Below are 23,004 nucleotides of genomic sequence, written 5' to 3'. Positions count from 1 at the left end.
AGTCCAGGCGAGATGCGTGAATGTCGTGCGCCGCGAAGTAAACTGTTTGTAGGCAACGCTTCGTCTTTCGCATGTTATGACCCGGCTTACGATCGAAGTCCTTGGAGGCTTGCATATCCGCCTTGCTGGGGAGCGTTTGCCGCTGGACTTTCCAACGAAGAAGAGCAAGGCGATCCTGGCCTACCTCGCCTTGTCGCCGGGCATGCTGCGTTCGCGCGAGCAACTGGCAAGCGTGTTCTGGGAGCGCAGCGCGGAGGAGCAGGCGAGAGCGAGCTTGCGGCAGACGCTGTCGAGCCTGCGCCGGATGTTGTCGCACGCCGCGCCGCTGTTGAAGACGGAGCCGGACGCAATATGGCTCGACGCTCATCTTGTCGAAGTCGACGCGTTGCAATTCACGCACTTCTCGGGCGAGCGGTCTGCCGATTCACTGGCAAAGGCGGTCGCACTCTATCGGGGCGCGCTGCTCGATGGCTTTGGTCTGCGCGAAGAGCCGTTCGAAAAGTGGATGACCGTCGAGCGCCGCTGGTTTCATGAGCGCGCAGTGGAAGTGTTCGCCGAACTCGTCAGCCTTTATGAGCAATCCGGTGCATCCGGCCACGCAATAGCGGCGGCAAGCAGAATACTGGCATTGGACCCATTGTTGGAGTGGGCGCACGCGGCGCTCATGAGGCTGTATGCGAGCGCGGGGCGTCGGGATGCTGCCATGCGTCAATATCAGGAATGCGTCCGCGTGCTCAATGCCGAACTCGGCATGGTTCCCACGGAAGGGACCCAACGTCTCGCTGCCGACATCCAGCAGGACGGGTACAGCGTTCCCGCTGTGTCACGCGTAATTGCGGGGGGACAGGCCGGGCTGCCTGATGCGGCGTCGCGCGAAGCGCATGAAGCCGGCAATGCAGCGATATCGCCGGCGGAACGCAAACAGTTGAGCGTGCTCTGCACGCGCGTGCGCGAGCCGACTGGCGACACGGACCCCGAGTTCGCATTGGAGCGGGTCGACGCTGTGCTGAAAACAATGGTCGACGCCGTCCACCGGTTTGGCGGTCTCACGGCGCAGCTTCGAAGCGATGGAGTGACGGCGCTGTTCGGGGCGCCAGTGTCGCAGGAGGACCACGCGGTGCGGGCGTGCTATGCCGCGCTCGCGATGCGCGAATCGACGTCGACGGTCGTCGGACGGCCTCTCGACGTGCGGATTGGCATCCATTCGGGCGACGCAGTCGTGCGGACGATCGGGAGCGACCGGGCGCAGCACTACGACGCGCTAGGCGCCGTACCGCAACTGGCGAACCTGATCGATTCCGTCCTGTCCGTCGATGAGATCGGCGTGAGCGCCGACACTGTGCGGCGCGCCGAAGGATTCATCGAACTCGCGGATCGTCGCGCCCGAGTGCTTCCAGGCGCGGCGCAGTCCGTCGAGATTTTCATACTGCGCGCCAGGTCCGGGCTGCGGCTTCGTTGGGACGCCCGCGCGGCACGCGGTCTTTCGCGGTTTGTCGGCCGCGATACGGAAATGGCCAGTTTGCACGGGCTGCTCGAGCGTGCCGCACGCGGCGCAGGGCAGGTGTGCGCGATCGTCGGGGAAGCCGGGGTGGGCAAGTCCCGTCTCGTGCACGAGTTCATCAGCGCTGCACGCGCGTCAGGATGGACGACGCTCGAAACGGGTACGAGTTCGCACGACAATAGCGCAATCTACCTTCCAGTCGCCGGGCTGCTGCGGACGTGGTTCGGCATCGGCGAGCGCGACACGCTGGCTGAAGCGGCTGACAGGCTGCGCCAGGGCATCGGGGCCGTCGACCCGGAACTCGCGGTGATGCGTCCCGCGCTGGCTGCGCTGCTGGACTTGCCGGCCGACGATCCGCAGTGGGAGATGGCGAGTCCGCCGCAAAAGCGCAAGCGCACGCTCGAAGCCATAGCTTCTCTCGTGATCCGTGCAAGCGAGAACCATCCGCTGGTCGTCGTCGTCGAGGACCTGCACTGGAACGACGATGGCACGCAAGCTGTGCTCGATCATCTCGTCGATTGCATTGGTGCCGCGCGCGTGTTGCTGCTCGTCACTCATCGGCCCGAATACCGGCACGCGTGGTTCGGGAAGAGCTATTTCTCGCAGCTTCATGTGGACAGTCTTGCCGCCGAAAGCGCGGACCTGCTGCTGCGTTCGCTGCTCGGCGACGACGTCGGGGTATTGGCGCTTCGCAGACGGCTGATCGAGCGCACGGGCCGCACGCCACTCTTCCTCGAAGAGTCGGTCCGCGCACTGATCGATGCGGGTGCGCTGGTCGGTCAGACGGGTGCCTACCAGATGGTTCGAACCATCGACACGTTCGAGATCCCATCGACCGTGCATGCCGTCCTTGCATCGCGGATCGATCGACTGTCCGCGCAGCAAAAGGCCTTGCTGCAGATGGCGGCTGTGATCGGGCAGGAGTTCGCGGTCGATCTTCTGCACCCGGTGGCCCAACTCGAACGCGAACGGCTACTCGATCTGCTGGGCGAGTTGCAGGCGGCCGAATTCCTCTATCAGACGCGCTTGCTGCCGCATCAGCAGTACACGTTCAAGCACGCGCTTACGCATCGTGTCGCTTATGCGAGCGTGCTCAAAGAGCGGAGGCGATCGGTGCATGTGCAACTCGTGGAGGTGATCGAGCGGCTTCATGCGCAACGTCTCGACGAGCATGTCGAGCGCCTCGCGCATCACGCGCTTGCGGGCGAGCTGTGGGAGAAGGCTGTTGACTATCTGTACCGCTCGGCGTGCAAGGCGCTTCAGCGATCCGCGTATAAGCAGGCGCTCGAGTACCTGAACCGGGGACTCGACATCATCCGGACGTTACCTCGTACGCCGGCATTGCTCAGGCATGAACTCGATTATCAAAAGGTGCTGGGCGTGACGATGATGGCGGCAAAGGGCTGGGCCGCCAAAGAAGTGCTTGACGCGTATACGCAGGCCCGTTTGCTATGCGAGGAGCTAGGTGACGAGAGCGAGTTGTTTACCCTACTGCGAGGCGAAGGACAATACCGGATGATCCGGGGGGAATCGGAAATCGCCCGTGAACTCGGCAACCGATGCGCCGCGCTAACGGCGGACTCGCGCGACCACGCGATGCACATAGAAACACATCATCTGTTCTGGACGAACAGCTTTTTCATGGGGGAATACGCGGCGGCCGGGTTCCATTGTGCAAAGGGAATTGCACTTTACGAGCGCGAGCGGGATCATGCGCTGACATTCAAGTACTCCGGGCATGATCCGGGCGTGTGCTGCCGGTGCTTCACCGCGCTCGTGCAGTGCCTGCGCGGCTACCCGGACAAGTCGCTGTCGATTTCGGACGAGACACTCGAACTCGCACGCGAACTCGACCATCCGCTGACGACGGCTCTCGCGTACTGGACGCGCAGCTTCGCGCACATCCTGCGCGGCGAGCCGGAATTGGCGCGGCAGTGGGCAGCACGGGAGATCGCGGTGTGCGAGGAATACGCGTTGCCCTTGCTGCTGTCACAGGGGACATTTCAGCTGGGCTGGACATTGGCGCAATCCGGCGACCTCGACGAAGGCATCGAACGGATGCGTGAGGGCATTGCGGCAATCAGCGCAACAGGTGCGGAAATGGGCTTGCCGTACTTCAACGCGCTGCTTGGTGAAGCGCTTGGCCGAGCGGGCAAACGGGAGGCGGGGCTCGTCGAGATCGACCGGGCGCTCGCGGCTGTTGAAGAGCATGGCGGGCGTTTTCAGCTCTCCGAGATGCTGCGGCTCAAAGGCGAATTGCTCGCCGCCCAGGGGAGTGCGCGATGCGAAGAAGGGCTCGCGTTCATCCGCGAAGCGGTCGTGGTTGCACAAAGACAGGGCGCATGCTTTCCGGGTCTTCGCGCTGCGATCAGCCTTGCACGCCAGTTGGTATCAACGGGCGACCTCGACATTGCCTGTGCCGTGCTGCAGCCTGCCTGTGAGGCCATGAGTGAGGGAAGCGGACTAATCGATGTGCGTGCGGCGCGGGCACTGCTCGCTGCACTCAGGAACCGGTAGTAGTGCGATCGGTCGTTTCTCTCGCTACGAACCACTCCGCAATGACGACGATAAAGCGTTGACTGACCGGATGACGGCTATCGCTGCGAAGAAGCGCCTCCATGGCTAGACGGCGTTGTCATGTTGGCAAGGGCAGTCGGGTTGAGACGACCAGATGACAAAGACCTAATCGCTCTACCACGGTCACTGGTTCCCTGCGGCGGTCATTAGCTGCGCGGTGCGTTGGTACTTCCTGTTTCAGTTGAGCCTGCGCGACATCGAAGAGTTGCTGTTCGTGACAGCGCCCGGTGGGGTTATTACTGAGCGTCAACGCTTGCATCGCTATCTTATAATCGTTCGCCAGATGTTACGCATTAGACGTTCACAATATGAACGCGTTCTGTGCGGGCAGATTGAGACATCAAGCAATCCGGACACTGATTGAGTTGTGCGCAGTAGTAGTCGCTGAGATCGGTGCCCCATATTCGATATGCAGGGTATTGCAAGGACGACAGGTACATCGTCAACGGCCAGAAAACCTGGACGTCATCTGCACAGTGGGCGAACTAGATCTTCTGCCTGGTTCGTACGGGTCCCGATGCAAATCTGCAAAGGGCATTTCGCTGCTGTTGATCTCGATGGATATCTTTGGATAACTGGAGGAGATTTGAGAAAGTTGAAAACAACATTCAATCGGGACTACTACGGCGGCGGTTTGATGCTCCTGCTCGGTCTGATCGTCGTCATGATCGGCCGCACTTACGAAATCGGAAGCATGAGATCGATGGGTCCTGGGTTTGTCCCGGTTGCATTGGGGGCCATTTTAGCAATTCTTGGCATTTCTATTGCTGCGGGGGCAAAACGTGAATCGGCTGAGACTAATGAAGCCGAATCGCAACCCGAATTCACCGCAGAATGGCGCGGTTGGATTTGCATCATCCTGAGCGTTGTTGCTTTCGTGGTGCTCGGCGGATTCTTTGGTTTTATCCCAGCAGTCTTCGCAGTCGTTTTTATCTCTGCCTTGGGTGATCGGGAAAACACAATCGGACGCGTGCTTCTCCTGTCGGCGGGGACGACGATATTTGGCGTCATCGTGTTCTGGTGGCTCTTGAAGATTCAACTGCCGCTTTTTACGTGGGGCCACTAATAAAATGATCGAACAATCAGTAATGGATTTATGGCACGGCTTCGGGGTCGCCTTCGAATGGCATAACTTGATCTGGTCATTCTTCGGTGTTTTGGTCGGTAACCTTATCGGTGTGCTTCCCGGTATGGGTGCGCTGTCGGCCATATCGATGCTGCTGCCGCTTACTTACGTCATGTCGCCGGTCTCGGCAATTCTCATGCTTTCCGGCATCTTCTACGGTTCACAATATGGCGGTGCAATCGGTGCCATTCTGCTCAACCTGCCGTGCCATCCGCCGCACGCGGTGACCTGTCTGGATGGGTATCCACTGACGAGGAAAGGCAAGGGCGGAACAGCGCTCGGCATTACGATGATTTCGTCGTTCTTCGCCGCCTCGTTCGGTATCCTGGTGATGATTTTCGCCTCGCCGGTGCTGGTCAAGATCGCGTTTAAGTTCGGTCCCGCCGAACTGTTTGCGATCATGCTGGTGGGACTTATCGCCGGGGGCACGATGTCCCGTGGGGCACCGTTGAAGGGAGTGGCGATGACCGTCTTGGGCCTGATCTTTGGCCTGGTGGGCACAGACGTCAACTCCGGTGTGCAGCGCTTTACCTTCGGTTTGCCGGATCTGGCCGACAACATCGAACTGGTCGCCTTGGCGCTTGGTCTGTTCGGCGTGGCTGAATTCATGCTCAACGTGAACAAGATGGACGTTGTCGGTTCCAACATGGAGGTCTCCATGAAGGAAATGCGACCGACCAAGGCTGAGTTGAAGCAGGCATTCTGGCCGATGGTTCGTGGCACGCTGGTGGGGACGGTATTCGGGGCAATGCCGGGCACGGGCCCAACGATTACGACTTTCCTTTCCTACGCATTGGAAAAGAAAATATCGAGAAATCCCGAATCGTTCGGTCACGGCAATATCGCAGGGGTGGCAAGCCCGGAAGCTTCCTCGCACTCGAAGACCCAGGTCGATTTTATTCCGACGATGTCGTTGGGTATTCCGGGTGACGCGGTGATGGCTCTGATCTTGGGCGCTCTGCTGATTCAAGGTATTCAGCCGGGTCCTCAACTGATTACCGAGCACCCTGATCTGTTTTGGGGTCTCATTGCGTCGTTCTGGATCGGTAACGTCCTCCTGATTCTCCTGAACGTACCGATGATCGGCGTATGGGTGAAGCTGCTGCGGGTGCCGTACAAATATCTGTTCCCGTTGGCGATGTTCTTCATTTGCGTCGGCGTCTATACGACCCATAACAGCCTGTTCCAAGTCGGTGAAGTCGCCGTATTCGGGGTCATGGGGGCAATTCTGATTGCCTTGAAGTTTCCCGTCAGTCCGATTCTGTTGGGTTACGTTTTAGGACCGATGATCGAAGAGAATTTCCGCCGGGCAATGCTGATCTCGGATGGTGCTCTGTCGATTTTCGTGGCAACCCCAATCAGTGCGGTGTTCATGGCCATATCCGCGTTGTTGATCGTCTTGCAACTCTATTTTTGGGTTCGCAGGAAGATTCGGAATCGTCAATCTGCTGCCGCTGCTGCATAAACAGCAATTCGTGAGCATCTGATTTCAGCGATATCCGAATGGGATGTTGTCGCTCAGGCAATATCCCAACGGTACGGAGATTGACCATCAGGCATAGGCGCAGGCCGCTGATATCGGTGGGTTGTCGCTCCTGGTGCCGGAAGAAATTGACGGCCTGAATCGGGGATTGAAGCACGCCGCTGTCTGTGCCGAAGAGGCGGGGAGGCGAGTATGGGCAGGCCCTCTGACGGCATCGGGCTTCTTTCCGATTACGGGCACGAAACAGCATTGTTTCAACGGCGGAACGGGCAAGCAGGGTCAAAAACCTGTCCCCGGCCTGCCGTGGGGAAATCGCGATTCCTGGCTCCGAGCATCACGTCATCACGGATTAGTCGCTGGCGTTGATTGAGGCCATTCGCGCGTTGCTGTAGGCAGCCCTACATGGAAAAAAAGCCCGGTAGATTTATGTCTACCGGGCTTTGCTTTTGGAGGTACTCCTGGCAGATCACTCGATCTGGAGCGCGACCGCCGTGGCCTCGCCGCCAGCCAGGCACATGCTGGCGATACCGCGTTTCAGTTGGCGTTCACGCAGTGCATGCAGCAATGTGACCAGAATACGTGCGCCGGAGGCACCGATCGGATGGCCCAGGGCGCAGGCACCGCCGTTCACGTTGACCTTGTAGTGCGGAAGATCGAGGCTCTTCATCGTTGCCATGGCTACGACTGCGAAGGCTTCGTTGATCTCGAACAGATCGACGTCGGCCAGGTTCCAGCCGGTCTTTTCCGACAGGAGGCGCAGAGCGCCCGTAGGAGCGGTCGGGAACAGATGCGGCTGGTGCGAGTGTGTCGCGTGGCTCACGATCGTCGCGAGCGGCTGGAGGCCGCGTTTCTCGGCCTCGGAACGACGCATCAGCAGCAGTGCTGCCGCGCCATCGGAAATCGACGACGAATTCGCTGCCGTAACCGTACCATCGGTACGAAACGCCGGTCTGAGCCCCGGGATCTTGTCCAGGCGTGCTTTGCCAGGCTGCTCATCGATCGAGACGACCTTCTGTGCCTTACCAACGTTGACCTCGACGGGAGTGATTTCTGCTTCAAACTTGCCATTGGCGATGGCCTGCTGTGCACGGGTCAGCGATTCGATCGCGAACGCGTCTTGGGCTTCGCGGGTGAACTCGAATGCCGATGCACAGTCTTCGGCGAACGTGCCCATCAGACGGCCCTTGTCGTAGGCGTCTTCAAGGCCATCGAGGAACATGTGATCGAGCACCTGGCCATGGCCCATGCGCATGCCCGGCCGGGCCTTCGGGAGCAGGTAGGGCGCGTTGCTCATGCTTTCCATGCCGCCGGCGACCATGACGTTGCCTGAGCCTGCCAGAAGAAGGTCGTGGGCCAGCATGACAGCCTTCATGCCGGAGCCACACATCTTGTTGACGGTCGTGGCACCCGTCGAGACGGCAAGGCCTGCCGTCAGGGTAGCTTGACGGGCGGGAGCCTGACCCAAGCCTGCCGGAAGCACACAGCCCATGAACACTTCATCGACCTGATCTGCGGCCAGTCCAGCGCGTTCAACCGATGCACGAATCGCGGCGCCGCCGAGTTCCGTCGTCGTCACGGATGCGAAGACACCCTGGAAGCCGCCCATGGGGGTACGGGCCGCACTGACGATTACAACCGGATCAGCATTCATCATCTTGGATTCCTTGTCTGGATTAGCGTGCTGCCATACGAACGGCACCGTCGAGACGGATCACTTCGCCATTCAGCATCATGTTTTCGAGGACATGACAAACGAGTGAAGCGAATTCCTCCGGCTCACCGAATCGCGGAGGGAACGGAACGTTTGACGCCAGAGAGGCCTGCACTTCGGCGCTCATGCCGGACACCATCGGCGTTTTGAATATGCCAGGGGCGATCGTCATCACGCGGATGCCAAAGCGGGCAAGCTCACGTGCGATCGGCAGCGTCATACCGACGATGCCGCTCTTGGATGCTGCATAAGCTGCCTGTCCGATCTGGCCGTCAAATGCCGCGATAGAGGCCGTGTTGATGATCACGCCACGCTCACCACCTTCCAGCGGTTTCTGCTTCGACATCGCGTCCGCGGCAAGACGGATCATGTTGAACGAGCCGATCAGATTGACGGCGATCGTGCGCGAGAACTTTTCGAGGTCATGCGGACCTTCGCGACCCACGACGCGGGCACCGAGTTCGATACCGGCACAGTTCACCAGTGCATCGATGCGACCCAACGTCGAACTTGTGGCTGCGATTGCTGCGTGGCATTGGACGTCATTCGTGACATCGACGACGGCGAAAGCAGCATTGGCACCCAATTCGTTCGCAAATGCGGCGAGCGGCTCTTCGCGGACATCCAGGAGCATTACCTTGCCGCCCTTGGCGACTACCGTGCGTGCCACTGCGGCACCCAAGCCCGACGCACCGCCGGTGATGACAAAAACGCTATTGGGAATATTCATGATTATTGTGCTTCGGGAAGACAAAGACTTTTAGGAAGAAGGGCACACCCCGCCAGGAATATGCTCCTCTGTACAGCAATCGATTGCCTACTCGGGCTGAATGCCCGCGTCCGTCACGACCTTGCCCCACTTCGCGTATTCGGTGTGGATAACCTGGTCGAAGGCCTGCGGGGTCGCACTCGGATTCGGCTCATAGCCCAGGGACTGGAGTTTCTTCGCGACGTCCGGTTGTGCGAGAACCTGCGCGAGTTGGTTGTTCAGAGCAGCCACGATTTGCGGGGGCGTGCCCTTCGGAGCGACGAGGCCGAGCCAACCAGCCGCTTCGTAGCCGGGCACGCCAGCTTCTGCAACGGTCGGAACGTTCGGGAGCAAGGAAGAGCGCTTGCTGTCCAGCACGGCGACCGGTACCAGCTTGCCGCCCTGGATGCTGCCGAGTTGTGCTCCGATCGTGTCGACCATCAGAGTCACGCGGCCCGCCATCACGTCAATAGCCGCGGGGGCACCGCCGCGATAGGAAACGACACCGATATCGACACCGGCTTTCGCGTTGAAGAGACGCTGTGCCAGTTCGAACGCCTTTGCACCTTGACCCGACTTGATCCGGCCGGGCTGTGCCTTCGCTTGCGAAACGATGTTCTTGACGGTGGGGTCCTTGAACTCCGGCGAGGACAGCATGACCATCGGGGCTTTCGCAATCATGCCGATCGGGGCAAACGAGTTGAGCGGATCATACGGGACGTTCTTTTGCAGGTGTGGGCCGGTAACCATCGTGCCTGAGACCGATACACCGATCACGTAGCCATCGGGAGTCGCATTCGCGACATATGCCATCCCGAGCATGCCGCCGGCTCCCGGTTTGTTTTCGACGATGAAGTTCTGCTTATCGAGTTGGCTGAGGCCACTGGCGATCAGACGGCCGACAATATCCGATGCGCCGCCCGGCGTATAACCGACGATCACATGGACCGGGTGCGACGGATAGTTTTCTGCATGGGCACCCGTCGAAAAGGCGACGAGAGCGCCAAGAACGACGGTTGCTGCTTTGGAGAAGGGGTACATTAGTATTGCTCCTGGTTTATTTCAGGTTTTGCCTAGCCTGTTTCACTCTTCGTTAATCAAGCCAAGGAAAACATCATAGAAAAGAACGCGCACACGCCCTACGTTCTTTTACCCGGTGATTTTAATTCGTCGCACGCAGGTTGATCGTCTTCGACAATCGCTCGATAACTGCGTAATCACGGTCGGCCTGTTGTCCGAGATCTTCCGGAGTGCCACCGGCCGGGGCAACCCCGAGGGCAGACAGCTTCGCGATGACGTCGGGATCATGAAGCATGGCGTTGAGCGTCTCGTTTACCTTCTCGACGACTGGACGGGGCGTGCCCTTCGTCGTGTACACGCAGTACCACGGCGCCATTTCGTAGTTCGGGAAACCCGACTCCATCATCGTCGGCAGATTCGGTAGCAGGGGCGAGCGGTTACGCGAGGTAACCGCCAACGCCTTGAGCTTCCCGCTCTTGATGAACTCGATACCGCCGGAGATCTGGTCGATTACGAAATCGACCCGGCCGCCCATCAGATCGACCAGCATCGGGGCCGCACCACGGTACGGCACGTGGATTGCCTTGGCATGCGCCTGTTGAACGAACAGTTCGCCCGAGATGTGCCCGCTGGCACCCAAGCCAGGGCTACCGAACTTCATCTTGCCGGGATTTTTGCGCAGCAATTCGGCCAGGTCTTGCACCGTGTTGACGGGCAGATCCGGACGCACCATTACGACATTCGGAATATCTGCCAATTTGATAACGGGAATGAGGTTCTTCGGATCGTACGGCAGGTTCGGATACGTGAACTGGTTAGTCACGACCGTGCCAATGGATGCGATCAGCAGGTTGTAGCCGTCCGGTTTGGCCCTCGCTACTTGACCCATGCCGATAATACCGGTGGCGCCCGGCACGTTATTGACGATTGCCTGGGCACCGAGGCGTTGGGTCAGCTGCTGCGCAACCGCGCGACCGAGAATATCGGTCGTACCGCCGGCAGGGAAGGGCACCATCACTTGAATCGGTTGCGAGGGCCACCTATCGTCATTCGCTTGGGCAAACTTCGGGGCGGTCATGGCGAGACCACACAGGGCCACCGCTGCTGCGAATTGTCTGCGGTTCATTTTCATAAAAAACGTCTCCTTTTTATAAGACATTGGGCCACGGCAAACACCGTGGCCCAGGTTATCGCGTTATACGGCTGCGTCGAGACAGAACCGACGACGAACAACCTGCGATTCGTCGTTGCCATCACGCTTGCCCAAGATCCAGCCTTCCTTCGGTTGCAGCGCCATGACCTTCACTTCATCGAGACGCTTCCAGTCCTGGATCAGCGTACGCTCCGAGATCTTCCACTCGCCGTCACGCCGCTCGAAGCGGTCGAGATAGCGCGACGACGTGAACACATCGACGTACGAACCTTCTGCGCCCGATGCACCGCCGGTGAACTGTGCAATCTGAGCCTTCGCTTCCGGTGGATATTGCTGGATCGTTCGCACATACGTTTCGACGATCGCCACGTCTTCGCTGGCGAAATCGATCAGCATGTTGCCGATGAAGTGGCTGCTGAACGGAATGGCCTTGTGACGTTCGATGACCCAATCAACGAGGCCTTCGACCGGGCCAATATACGGACCGTGGCTGTCGGTTGCCCCGTCGTGGAAGACGGCGAGCATGCCCTGTCGGTCGAGTCGGTCCACCGCGTGACACCACTGAGCCATCACGTGCTGGATGATCATCCGGTCAACGAGGCGGGCCGCGGAAAAGGCTTCGTTCTGCGACATTTCTATTTGTCTCCTTCCATGAATCCCGTTATTACCCCCACCACGTCGCGATATCTTTCGCGAGCGCAGTGCCCTGTTCATAACCTGCTTGAGCCGCAGGTCCACGACGTGCTGGATCGAGCACGTTGTTGCCGAATGCCAGAAGCGATGCAGTGTCAGGCGCAATAACTCGCACACTTGCACCCCGCGCTTCGATTGCAGCGACTTCTGCACGCAAATGGCCGCTGACGGGGTTGCCATCGGAGTAGCCGAGAGGTGCAAGCACCAGAACTCGGCGCGATGCTTCCGCCACCCAGGCATTAGTCATCGAAGCAATACCGCCGTCCATGTAATACGCGTCTTCGATCGGAACGGGAGGCCATACTCCTGGCACTGCACAACTTGCTGCCACTGCATCGATGAGTGCGCAACCACTTGCCGAATCGAATACACGTGGCACGCCGCTGTCGGTATCAACAGCGATCAGACGCAGCGTTCGATCCGGCCATTCAGTGCTTGACAGGCGGGAGGCAATGATCGCGCGACGGACTTCCACTGTGGGTGTTTCACTTCGTCGTGCGAACTTGCCGATACGTTTGCGAGCGGCAACCAGATCACCGTTCACCTTTTCCATCAGCTTGCAATTGGCAGCATCCGCTTCTTCCTGCGAATACGGCCGAAACTGCTCCCCGGAATCGGGCGTCGGATACCGCTGATGCATGAACATATCGAAAACTTCGGAGCCACACGCGATTTGCGTCGCGATGACGGAACCTGCCGAGGTACCGACCAGCACGTCAGCATTCGATATCCGGGTACCCGTCTTTTCGAGACCATAGACGATGCCGGCGGACCACGCGATACCAACGACGCCCCCACCACCGAAGACAGCCGCTCTGTTAAGAGTGCTTTTCATCAGATGATGCCCGTCTGCCTGAGTTGCTCACGCTCGCTCTCGCGCATGCCCAGAAGATCGCCGTACACGTCGGCATTGTGCTGGCCGATCGTCGGTGCCGGATCGATCGGCTTTTGAGGAGCACCCGGAATACGCGGAACAACGCCCGCCATACGTACTGGTCCGATTCGTGGATTCTCGACGGGCACGATGGTCTCGCGAGCCTGGTAGTGCGGGTCCTTCATGATGTCGTCGATGCTGAGAATGAACGCGTAGGCGCACTTCGCTTCATCGAGTTTTGCGGTGAGTTCCGGCACCGGCAGCGACTTGATCCAGTCACCGACGAGATTGTTCAGTTCGTCGATATGTTGCCAACGCAACGGGTGAGTCTTGAAACGCGGATCTTCGAGCATGTCCGGACGTTCCATCGCCACACACAGACGCTGGAAACCAGCCTCAGCGGAGCAGGTGAGAATCACGAAGCGACCGTCACTGGTCTCGAAGTGTTCGCCCGGAGCCGCAGCGAAGTGCTTGTTACCACGCGGCTTGCGCACGACGCCCAATCGATCGTATTCGGGCACCAGCACTTCGGTGAAGCGAATAACGGATTCGTACATTGCCAGGTCGATTTCCTGGCCCGGGCCGCCTAGTACGTCGCGATTGTAGAGCGCCATCATCAGGCTAAACGCGCCCAGGATCGCGGTCTGATAGTCCGCCGTCGAGGTGCCGATACGGACGGGCGGGCGGTCCGGATAACCGGTGATGCCCATCAGACCGCCGAATGCCAGAGCAATGCGGTCGTAACCTGCACGTTCCGAGTACGGGCCGGTCTGGCCGAAGCCCGACACGCGCAGCATGATCAGCTTCGGGTTGTGCTTCTTCAGGGTCTCGAAATTGCAGTTCCACTTTTCGAGTGTGCCGGGACGGAAGTTTTCGACCACCGCGTCGGCTTCCTTGACGAGGCGATACAGGATTTCCTGGCCTTCTTTTTCGCGCAGGTTGAGCGTGATCGAACGCTTGTTGCGGTTCTCGACTTCCCAATACAGGCATTCGCCTTCGACGAAGGGGCCGAGATCGCGAACCGTGTCACCACGCTCCGGGACCTCGACCTTGATGACGTCGGCACCGAAGTCGCCGAACAGCGTGCACGCCACCGGGCCCGCGACCATCGTACCCAGGTCGAGGATACGAAGACCGCTCAGCATGTACGGGCCTGGCTGACGTTGAGTCGTCGCGATCATTTACGCTTCCTCCGTTTCGGCGACCGCGGTCTTGAACGCGTAGTCGGAGAAATCCGCACGGCGCGTCATGTGCCAGTAGTCGTCGTTACGGAACGGCGTAGTGGCGATGATGCGGCCATGGCCGTTGCGATACCAATTGGTCATGCCGGTGTGCGACCAGATCATGCGGCTGTGAGCTTCCTGAACGCGAACGTTGAATTCATCGTGGCGTTGCTTGTCCACTTCGAATTCGAAACGCAGATCCTTGCCTGCACGTTCCATTGCCTGACGCATGATGTTCAGGACATAGCTGACTTGCGTTTCCAGCAGGGCGACAACCGAACCGCCGTGGCCGAGCGCCGTGTTCGGGCCTGCCAGCATGAAGAAGTTCGGGAAGCCCGGTGCTGCAACGCCGAGATATGCTTCGGCACCCTTGTCAGCCCACACTTCCCGGATGCTACGGCCGCCACGACCGACGAGGTTGAACGACGCGAGCATGTTGATTGCATCGAAACCAGTTGCGACGATGAGGATATCGACTTCATGTGCATTACCGTTGCTGTCGATCACCTTGTTGCCTTGCACTTCGACGACGCCGCCTTGGACCAGCGAGACGTTCGGACGCGTCATGGTGCGGTACCAGCCGTTGTCCATCAGCATGCGCTTGCCGAACGGCGGGTAGTCGGGCACGCAAGCGTCGAGAAGGTCTTGACGGTCGCCGAGCTGTTCCTTGATGTAGTCGATGAAGTAGGTGCGATGACGCTCGTTCGTCTTGTTGATCGAACGCTCCGGATGCGGCCATTGCGGGTCGATCTGCAACGAACCGTGGATGCGGTCGTTGAAGATGTAGGCCAGACGCTGGCGATACCATTCCTGATAAAACGGAACATGAGCCAACATGAAGCGCTTGTCTTGCGGGACAGGTTTACGGAATTGCTCGAACGGTGCGGCCCACTGCCTCGAACGCTGGAATACGGTCAGATGGCCGCAGCGGGGAGCGATTTCCGGCACGATCTGCATCGACGTCGCGCCGGTGCCGATCACGGCAACACGCTTGCCTTCCAGTTTGATGTTTTCCGGCCATTGTGTCGTGTGGAAGGCCAGACCTTCGAACTTGTCCAAGCCGGGGATGTCTGGCATCTTTGGCACGTTCAGCAGGCCGACTGCGCTGATCAGGACGTCCGCTTCGAGGCTGTAGTTTTCGCCCTTGCTCGAAACATCAACGGTCCAACGCATCGACTTTTCGTCGTAGCGTGCTGCTTCGACGCGCGATTCGAAACGGATGTGCTCACGCAAGTTGAAGCGGTCAGCAACGCCTTCAAAGTACGTCTGGATTTCTTGCTGCAACGCGAAGTACTTCGACCAGTCGCCCTTGGCGAAAGAGTACGAATAGATGTGATTCGGTGTATCGACGCCGCAACCCGGATAATGGTTTTCGTACCACGTGCCGCCTACTTCGTTGTTCTTTTCGATCACGGTGAACGGAATGCCAGCGCCCTGGAGACGGATCGCTGCGCACAAACCGGCGACACCGGCGCCGATGATGACGACCTTGAAGTCTTCAGGCACGTCGAAGCGGCCTTTCTGGTCGATGACCATGTCTTCGTCGAGGCCGAGCCACGCGCTGATCATCGGGCCGTACGATGCCGGAATCGCTTCGCCGACGCCGAGTTGCAGCATCTGGACCAGCGTATCCCAATCGGGACCCGCGAGCTTGACCTGACCATCAACCTTCCACTTCAGCAACGCGTTCCACGCAGCTTCGCGAATTTCGGCTTGAAGTTCTTCCGGCAGGCCGCCCGAGTCGTTTTCGTCCAAGCCGCGAATGCGCGAACACTGATAGCGCTCGTCGAGCCACTTGCGGTCGCCCGTCAGATGGATCAGGACCATCAGGAGCGTCGGGAGATTTGCCGCCGGCAGAGCTTGGCGAAGACCTTCCGTCCACTCCTGATCCGAAAGCGTAGCTACTTGATGGGGATTGTGTGCCATGTGAAAGTCGTAGGGGGTGGTTGAGTAAGAAACTATTCCATCGCGAACGAAAAACGTTCACAATGAGAACCATCACAAACGTTCGTACTGTGAACGTGACTAGGGGAAACCATGACGGATGCACTACTGACTGATAAACCATCCGCGGTACAGGGAACGCAATCTGTTTCGCGTGCACTGGATTTGCTTCGCCGTGTTGCAGGCCTGCATCCGGACGGCGCCACGGTCACGGATCTAGCCAAGGCGGCAGAGATCGACCGCATCACCGCAAATCGATTATTGAAAACGCTCGAACTCTCGGGTTTTGTCGAACGAGGTGACGGCAGCAAGAGGTATCGGCTTGGCATGCAAGCCATGCAGATCGGTTTGGCATCCATGAAGCGGGCGCCGCTGCTCGAAGCGTGCCGACCCATGATGAAACGACTGGCCCATATCACTGAGGACACGGTGTTTCTGGTTGTGCGCAATGGCGACTACGCACATTGCCTGCACTATGAGGAAGGGCGTTCGCCAGTGCGAACCTTGGTGCTTCAGGTGGGCGGCATGCGTGTGCTAGGCGTAGGATCTGCCGGCGTTACGCTCCTGTCGCGGGAGGACGATGCTTCGATCGAGGCCATATACAGGAGGCATGAAGAGGAATTCAGGCCCTCCGGACTGACGTTGCCCCGACTACGCGATCTTGTCGAAAAGACGCGGAAACAGGGATTCTCGGCCACAGACGGGCTCGTACACGAAGGCGTGTCAGGTGTGGGCGTAAGCTTTGACGTCGGAGAGGACGGATACGCGGCGATCTCGGTTGCTGCCTTGTCGAGCAAGATGAACTATGAGCACAAGATGTGGGTTACCCGGACGGTTGCCACGGAACTACGGGCCGCCGGATTTACTCCTTCAGCGAAGTTGACCGAATAGGATGCGCCTACCAACCTGATCAGGCGTTCGCGCATTAAACGATACCGCTCGCGCGGTATCGTTCTCTCGAGGGCTGCGACTAGCGAACGTGTGGCCTCGATCGGCGGGACGGAAAGGCACGTGGCGCTGGCGTGACGCTCGCCTCAAGCGGCGAGCGCTGCATCGACTGCGGCCAGGTAGTGCCGAAAGCCAGCCTGCAGCAGCACGGTTCGCACACGCCCAAGCTCGCATCGCACGGCTTCGTCCGCGGGCTCCTGCAGGGTACGCGCGAGCGCGCGGCCGCGCGCCGCGAACAGCTCGGCCCAGGGCAGCGGTTCGCGCCGCGTGTAGTCCTCTAGTGCCGTCACGTAGCGCAGCACGCCGGCGGGATCGTGGGCCGACAACATCGCTTCGATGGCGTCGCGGTAGAACCAGAGGTGGTTGTGGCCGACCGCGCCGAGGCGCAGCAGGTCCTCGCCTTCCGCCAGGAGCCGCGCACGCTCGTCGTTCTCGTCGACCACGCGGGAGAGGGCGCCCAGGACCTTCGGCGCGCAGAACTGCGTGCCCACTTCGCGCGAGATCGCGAGCGCCTCGTGAAGCGCTTTCACCGCTTCGCCGCGGCATCCGTCGTCCAGCCATACACGTCCCTGCATTTCCATGTTCTGCGCTTCGAACCGGCGCGCGCCCAACTGCCGGATCACCTGCATTTCATGCTCCAGATGGACCCGCGCAGCCTGTACATCGCCTAGCTCGTAGCAGGCGAACACGCCGAGCGTCTCACCCAGCAATTGCGCGCGCGGCTGCCCGATCAACCCGGCGGCGCGCGCGGCGGCAACGGCGTCTTCGCGAGCTTGCCGCGCATCGTTCAGATAGATGCGGCTGAAGCCCTGCATCGGACGATTGGCGACTTCGATGCGGCTGAACCCGTGCTGGCGGCTCAACGCCACGCAATCGCTGAAATGGCGGAACGCCGTCCGCATCCGCCCCTGCGCGTACGCGGCATCGGCGAGGCCGCCGAGCGCGCGGGCCTCTGCCTCCGGCGAGCCGAGGCGCCGCGCATAGGCGAGCCCGCGTTCGTGTTCGGCGCTGCAGGCATCGATCTTCCCGAGCGGAAAAAGGATGTTGCCGCGCAGATAGTGAAGACTCGCGAGCTCGGTCAACCGGTCGTCGCGCTCCGCGATCCGCTGCGCGGCCGCGAGCAGGTCTAGCGCTTCGTCGAGACCTTCGCTCACGCGCAGGCCTTCCGCAAGCCCGAGCTGGCAGCGGCACAGACTGGCGTCGTCGGGGGCGGCCGCCAGCGCCGCGCGATAAGTGGCGGTCGATCCCGCGATGTCGCCGAGGTCGCGCTGGAGTTCGCCCTTGCAACAGCTCAGGGCGTGGCGGTCCGCGTCTGTCCGCGCGATCTCGAGGCCCCGCTCGGCAAGGCGCAGCGCGGCCTCGGCCAGGTGGGACGTGTACTGCGCGCCCGCGGCGGCCAGGTAGGCCTGCGGCGCGCGTTCGTCCTCGGCGCGGTCGAGATGCTGGGCGTGCAGCGTGGGGTCGCCGTGCGCGAACCAGTCGGCCGCGCAGCGGTGCAGTTCGCGTCGGCGCGCGCGCAGCAGCGTCGAATATGCGCTCTCCTGGATCAGTGCATGGGCGAACAGGAAGTCCTCGCCCTCCGGCAGCACGAGCGCATTGGCGAGCAGGCCGTCGCAGACATAGCCGGGATCGTCGATGAGCCGCCGAAGCAACGCAATGTCGAAACGCTTGCCGATCACGGCGGCCGCCTGGAAGGCGAGGCGGTCGCGGGGCGCAAGCCGGTCCATCCGCGCGAGCACGAGGCTGCGGATCGAACTGGGTACGGCGCTGCCGCTGCCTTCCTCGGCGTTGCGCAATAGCTGCTCGAGGAACAGCGGGTTGCCGCCCGCGCGCTCGATGCAGGCGAGCGCGACACGCTGTGTCGCGTCGATGAAGTTGCCCGCGAGGGTCAGGGCCTCGTCAGTTCGCAGCGGCCCGAGATCGATTGTCGTGAACGGCGTGTCCCTGCAGCACGCGCGCCACGTCGCATCGATGGGATCACCTTCCACGCGCGAGGTCGTCACGAGGACGCCCGGGCCGTTCGCGATGCCCGAGGCGAAGGCCGAGAGATAGCCGAGGACTTCTGGGTCAGCCCAATGCAGGTCTTCGACGATGATGAGAGTCGCCGCCTGCCTGCACACAGCGTCGGTCACTCTCGCGGCGAGCGCCTGCTTGCCGCGCTTGCGCGCTCCGTGGTCCATCGCGTCGTAGAGGGCTCGCCATTCGCCCGCAAGCGGCAGATCGAGGAGGTCGTGGAGAAAGGCGTGCTGCTCGGCCTCGACGACGCCCTCTGCGGCGAGACGTGCGGCGGCGGCCTGCCGCGCCTCGCTCGACGCGACGGCCGGCAGGCCGAGAAGGCTGCCGACGATCGCGTGTACGGGGTCCTGCCCCTTGCCCACGCCGAAATCGAGCACGAGGCCCCGATGGATTGCGAAGCCCTGCGACTGCACGTAGCGGCGCATCTCGTCGACGAGACGCGTCTTGCCGATGCCCGCTTCGCCGCGCACATGGACGACGTGGCCGGCCCGTCTCGCGACGCATGTGTGGACGATACCGTGAAACTGCTCGAGCTCGGCCTGGCGTCCGACGAACAGGCTCTGACTCGCCTTCGCCGATTCGCTCGCGATGGCGCGCAGCCGCCATGTCCGCACCGGCGTGTCGATGCCCTTGAAGCACTGCTCACCGTTCGCGTCGCAGACGGCGGCGTCGCCGAGCGCGCGCGCCACGTCATCGGAAAGCCAGGTCTCACCGGCCGCTGCCGCGACCTGGAGCCGTGCGGCCAGGTTCACCGGATTGCCGGTCACGGTGTAGTCCCGCGCATCGACACAGCCGAGCGCGCCCGCGACCACCTCGCCGCTCGCGATGCCGATATGCGCCTGCAACGTCCGCGCCGCCTGCGCGCTCAACTGCGTCAGCGCGTCGTGGATGTCGAGCGCCGCGCGGGCCGCGCGCAGCGTGTCCGTTTCGTGCGCGCGGGGTGCGCCGAACAGCGCCATCACTGCATCGCCGATGTGCCTGTCGGTCGTGCCACCATAGGCAAGCACGATGCCGTCGACGAGCGCCGTGAAGCGGCCGATCAGCGCACGCAGTTCCTCCGGATCGAGCGTGCGCGACAGCGCCGTGAAGCCGCAGAGATCGGCAAAGAGGATCGTGACCTGCCTGCGCTCGTCGGTAGGGGTGTCCACGGCGAACGTCGCCTGCGCCGCCGGCGCCGAGTCTCGCGCGGCCGCGGCGAGAATGCGTTTGCGGTGGCCGAGCGACTGCACCCCGAGCTCCTTCAGGTCCACTTCGGTCAGCTGCGCGAGCAGCGACAGATCGATATCGTTCGCCGCGAACGCTTGCGCGTACTGCTCAAGACCCAGGACGTGCAGCCATTGCTCAATATTCATGTTCGCCGCCTGCATCCAATGCCGGGCGGCGCGCGCCATTCTGCCGCCCGGGTCCGCTTCCTTCCCATGGACTCAAAGCGCAGACGAAAAGCGCGCGCCCGTTGCCGATGCGAACGGCACCAACCCCGTCCGGGATCGTGCCGATGAACCCAGTGTAGGCGTGAGCCGCGGACCGCGCATAGCCCGCGTATGGCGTTTGACAGGATTCCGATCGAGGACGGATAAGGGCTCTATACTGGCCCATACTGGCTCTCCATCGCGCCTTCGCATTTCACCTGGAATTCACGTGAAGCCGGGCAAGACCGTTTCCGTTTCCGACGTCCCGCCGCGCTCGCGCGTCGCGGAGCTGCCCAGCGATCTGGCGGCCGGGGCGATATCTTCGCTCATCATGCTGTGTTACGCGATGAGCCTCGGCACGATGATCTTCAGCGCCGATCTCGCCCGCTACGCGATGCTCGGCGTGCCCACAGCGCTCGTCAGTTGTGTCGTCACGGCGCTCGTTATTTCTTTGACGAGCTCGATGCGCCTGAACATCGGCGGCCCCGACAGCAACGCGGCGGCGTTTCTCGCGGGCGTGGCGGCAGGCGTCGCGAGCAGCGTGCGCGCGGACGGCGGCTCCCCGCAGACCCTCCTGCTGACCGTGCTGATCGCAATCGCGCTCTGTTCGCTCGTGACCGGCATCGTGCTCTACGCGATCGGTTCGTCCCGGCGCGGCCGCTCGCTGCAGTTCCTGCCTTACCCGGTCCTCGGCGGATTCCTCGCCGGCACGGGCTATCTGCTCCTCGCCGGCGCGTTCCGCGTGATGACGGGCGAATCCCTGCAATGGCGGACGCTCGCGCTGTTGACACATCTTCACTGGTTCGCGTGGCTTCCCGCGCTCGTCGTAGGCGTGCTGGCGACCATCCTGATGCGCACCTGGAAGCACGTCGCGGCACTGCCGCTCACGCTGGCCTTCGGGGTCGTGCTCTTCTACGTCCTGCTGCGCGCCGCGGGCCTGTCGATCGACGAAGCGCGCGGCATGGGGCTGCTGCTGCCGCGCGGGGCGCTGCGGCTCGCGATGCTTCCTGAGCTGCACCTGAGCGCGCAGCTCACGCAGGGCGGCATCGACTGGTCGGCGATTACCGCACACCTTCCGGAAAGCCTCGTGGTTACATCGGCCTCGGCTGTCACGATCCTGATGAATTCGACGGCGATTGGCGCGGCGACGGGCGAGGATGTCGATCTCAATCGCGAGATGCGGGCCGCAGGCCTCGCCAATCTCGCGAGCGGGCTTTTGGGCGGAATGGTCGGCTATCAGTCGTTCAATCGCTCGATGCTCAACGCGCGCGTTGGCGCGACGAGTCGGATGGCGGGCGTCTTTGCGTCGCTCGCGTGCCTCGTCGCGCTTGCCGCATCGCCCGGTCTCGTCGCGCTCTTTCCCGTGCCGGTGCTCGTCGGCCTCCAGCTTTTCATGGGGCTGCGCCTGCTCGAGCAGTGGGTTGTCGGCGCTTGGGCGAAGCTCAATTGGTACGAGTACCTGCTCGTGCTCGTCATTCTCGGCACGATCGCGGCCTGGGGCGTGATCATCGGCGTGGTCGCAGGCGTCGTCGCCGCGTGCGTGATGTTCACGCTGCTGTACGGCCGGGTCAGTTGCATACGCATGGAGTTCGACCTCCGCACCCGGACATCGAATGTCGAGCGCAACATCGAGGAGACCGAATCGCTGCGCGGACTCGGCACACAGGTGTGCGGCATGTGCCTGCAAGGATTTCTCTTCTTCGGCACGGCCAATTCGATCCTCCAGCGCATACGCGAGCGGCTCGCCGCGCGCGATCCGGCGTCGGTGCGCTTCGTCGTGCTCGACTTCGCGTCGACCCAAGGCATAGACGCGTCGGTATCGAACAGCTTCGTGAAGCTGCGGCAACTCTGCGCGGCGACGGACGCGGACTTGATCTTGACCGCACTGCCGCCGCGCTCGCGCGATCTGCTGACTAAAACCGGCACGCTCAATTTGCGGATTCGTGAATTCGACACGCTCGATGCGGGCCTGGAATGGGTCGAAGACACATTGCTCGCGTCACGCGCGCTCGCGCCGAAACGCGGTGACGACCTCCACGCGATGCTTGCGCCGCATTTCACGGCCGGAGCGCTGAACACACTGTCCGCCCGGCTCGAAGTGCATGAGCTGCTAGCAGGCCAGCCACTGTTTCTTTGCGGAGAGCCGGGCGATGCACTGTATATCATCGAGCGCGGGCGGGTCGCGGTTTCGCTGCCGCTCGGAAACGGGCGCTCGGTGAGGCTGCGCGCTTGCCGCCCCGGCACGGTGGTTGGGGAAATGGCCGTGTATACGCAGCAGCCACGCAGCGCCGACGCGTTCGCGGAGGTGCCGACGCGCGTGCGCAGGCTTTCACTGGCCGCGCTCATCACTCTCGAACAGGACAACCCCGCAGTTGCTCAGCAGTTTCATCGCTTTCTGGTGAAGGTCATCGCGTCGCGGCTCGCCCTCGCCAGTGAGGCCCTGCGCGCGGCCTACTGAGCGGTGGCGGGGTAACGTTCGGGGCAACTACCGTGGCGCTTGGGAGGCGGTCGCGTCAAGTAATATCGGATAGCGGACTCGCCGCTTAAGCACGTCCGTATTGCCGCATCAGCGCGGGAT

At 61.5% G+C, this 23,004-nt stretch carries 14 protein-coding genes and 1 pseudogene; 6 read left to right on the top strand and 9 right to left on the bottom strand.

Annotated features, from left to right (window positions below):
* Window positions 1–76: 76 nt before the first annotated feature.
* The 4 genes and pseudogenes from AB4Y32_RS18570 to AB4Y32_RS18550 all read left to right on the top strand — a co-directional run bounded on the left by AB4Y32_RS18570 (window position 77) and on the right by AB4Y32_RS18550 (window position 6,669).
* Window positions 77–4,018, top strand: a complete 3,942-nt coding sequence (locus AB4Y32_RS18570; protein WP_368722732.1) for an AAA family ATPase — start codon at window positions 77–79, stop codon at window positions 4,016–4,018.
* 483 nt (window positions 4,019–4,501) lie between these two features.
* Window positions 4,502–4,638: pseudogene (locus tag AB4Y32_RS18560) on the top strand (pimeloyl-CoA dehydrogenase large subunit); the annotation flags it as partial.
* 77 nt (window positions 4,639–4,715) lie between these two features.
* Window positions 4,716–5,144, top strand: a complete 429-nt coding sequence (locus AB4Y32_RS18555; protein WP_368722807.1) for a tripartite tricarboxylate transporter TctB family protein — start codon at window positions 4,716–4,718, stop codon at window positions 5,142–5,144.
* Between the two features lie 4 nt (window positions 5,145–5,148).
* Window positions 5,149–6,669, top strand: coding sequence for a tripartite tricarboxylate transporter permease (locus AB4Y32_RS18550; RefSeq protein WP_368722731.1), 1,521 nt, complete (start codon window positions 5,149–5,151; stop codon window positions 6,667–6,669).
* Window positions 6,670–7,153: 484 nt separating this feature from the next.
* Here AB4Y32_RS18550 and AB4Y32_RS18545 read toward each other — a convergent pair whose 3' ends face one another.
* From AB4Y32_RS18545 to AB4Y32_RS18510, 8 genes are all read right to left on the bottom strand, one after another.
* Complete coding sequence (locus AB4Y32_RS18545) at window positions 7,154–8,341, bottom strand: acetyl-CoA C-acyltransferase (protein WP_368722730.1); 1,188 nt, start codon at window positions 8,339–8,341, stop codon at window positions 7,154–7,156.
* Window positions 8,342–8,360: 19 nt separating this feature from the next.
* Window positions 8,361–9,128 carry a 3-hydroxyacyl-CoA dehydrogenase gene (locus tag AB4Y32_RS18540; protein WP_368722729.1) on the bottom strand — a complete coding sequence of 256 codons (768 nt, stop codon included), beginning with the start codon at window positions 9,126–9,128 and terminating at the stop codon, window positions 8,361–8,363.
* Window positions 9,129–9,215: 87 nt separating this feature from the next.
* Window positions 9,216–10,187, bottom strand: a complete 972-nt coding sequence (locus AB4Y32_RS18535) for a Bug family tripartite tricarboxylate transporter substrate binding protein (RefSeq protein WP_368722728.1) — start codon at window positions 10,185–10,187, stop codon at window positions 9,216–9,218.
* A gap of 121 nt (window positions 10,188–10,308) precedes the next feature.
* A complete protein-coding gene (locus AB4Y32_RS18530) occupies window positions 10,309–11,298 on the bottom strand; it encodes a Bug family tripartite tricarboxylate transporter substrate binding protein (RefSeq protein ID WP_368722727.1) in 990 nt (329 codons plus the stop codon).
* 63 nt (window positions 11,299–11,361) lie between these two features.
* The gene (locus AB4Y32_RS18525) at window positions 11,362–11,952 is read right to left on the bottom strand and encodes a nuclear transport factor 2 family protein (RefSeq protein ID WP_368722726.1); all 591 of its coding nucleotides are present in this window, start codon (window positions 11,950–11,952) and stop codon (window positions 11,362–11,364) included.
* Window positions 11,953–11,983: 31 nt separating this feature from the next.
* A complete protein-coding gene (locus AB4Y32_RS18520; RefSeq protein ID WP_368722725.1) occupies window positions 11,984–12,847 on the bottom strand; it encodes a patatin-like phospholipase family protein in 864 nt (287 codons plus the stop codon).
* Window positions 12,847–14,067, bottom strand: a complete 1,221-nt coding sequence (locus AB4Y32_RS18515) for a CaiB/BaiF CoA transferase family protein (RefSeq protein ID WP_368722724.1) — start codon at window positions 14,065–14,067, stop codon at window positions 12,847–12,849. The genes AB4Y32_RS18520 and AB4Y32_RS18515 overlap by 1 nt, the downstream gene beginning before the upstream one ends.
* Window positions 14,068–15,936: a flavin-containing monooxygenase gene (locus tag AB4Y32_RS18510; RefSeq protein ID WP_368722723.1), complete on the bottom strand. Its 1,869-nt coding sequence runs from the start codon at window positions 15,934–15,936 to the stop codon at window positions 14,068–14,070.
* Between the two features lie 210 nt (window positions 15,937–16,146).
* Between AB4Y32_RS18510 and AB4Y32_RS18505 the strand changes: the two genes are divergently transcribed.
* Complete coding sequence (locus AB4Y32_RS18505; RefSeq protein WP_368722722.1) at window positions 16,147–16,944, top strand: IclR family transcriptional regulator; 798 nt, start codon at window positions 16,147–16,149, stop codon at window positions 16,942–16,944.
* 143 nt (window positions 16,945–17,087) lie between these two features.
* On the opposite strand, the gene AB4Y32_RS18500 is transcribed toward AB4Y32_RS18505, so the two are convergent.
* Complete coding sequence (locus AB4Y32_RS18500; protein ID WP_368722721.1) at window positions 17,088–20,369, bottom strand: adenylate/guanylate cyclase domain-containing protein; 3,282 nt, start codon at window positions 20,367–20,369, stop codon at window positions 17,088–17,090.
* 286 nt (window positions 20,370–20,655) lie between these two features.
* Between AB4Y32_RS18500 and AB4Y32_RS18495 the strand changes: the two genes are divergently transcribed.
* Window positions 20,656–22,884 carry an SLC26A/SulP transporter family protein gene (locus AB4Y32_RS18495; protein WP_368722720.1) on the top strand — a complete coding sequence of 743 codons (2,229 nt, stop codon included), beginning with the start codon at window positions 20,656–20,658 and terminating at the stop codon, window positions 22,882–22,884.
* Window positions 22,885–23,004 lie beyond the last annotated feature (120 nt).

This window comes from Paraburkholderia phymatum, assembly GCF_040965635.1.
GTDB lineage: Bacteria > Pseudomonadota > Gammaproteobacteria > Burkholderiales > Burkholderiaceae > Paraburkholderia > Paraburkholderia phymatum_B.
Note: the sequence above shows the minus strand (reverse complement) of the source record. Positions and strands in the feature narration are given on the sequence as shown.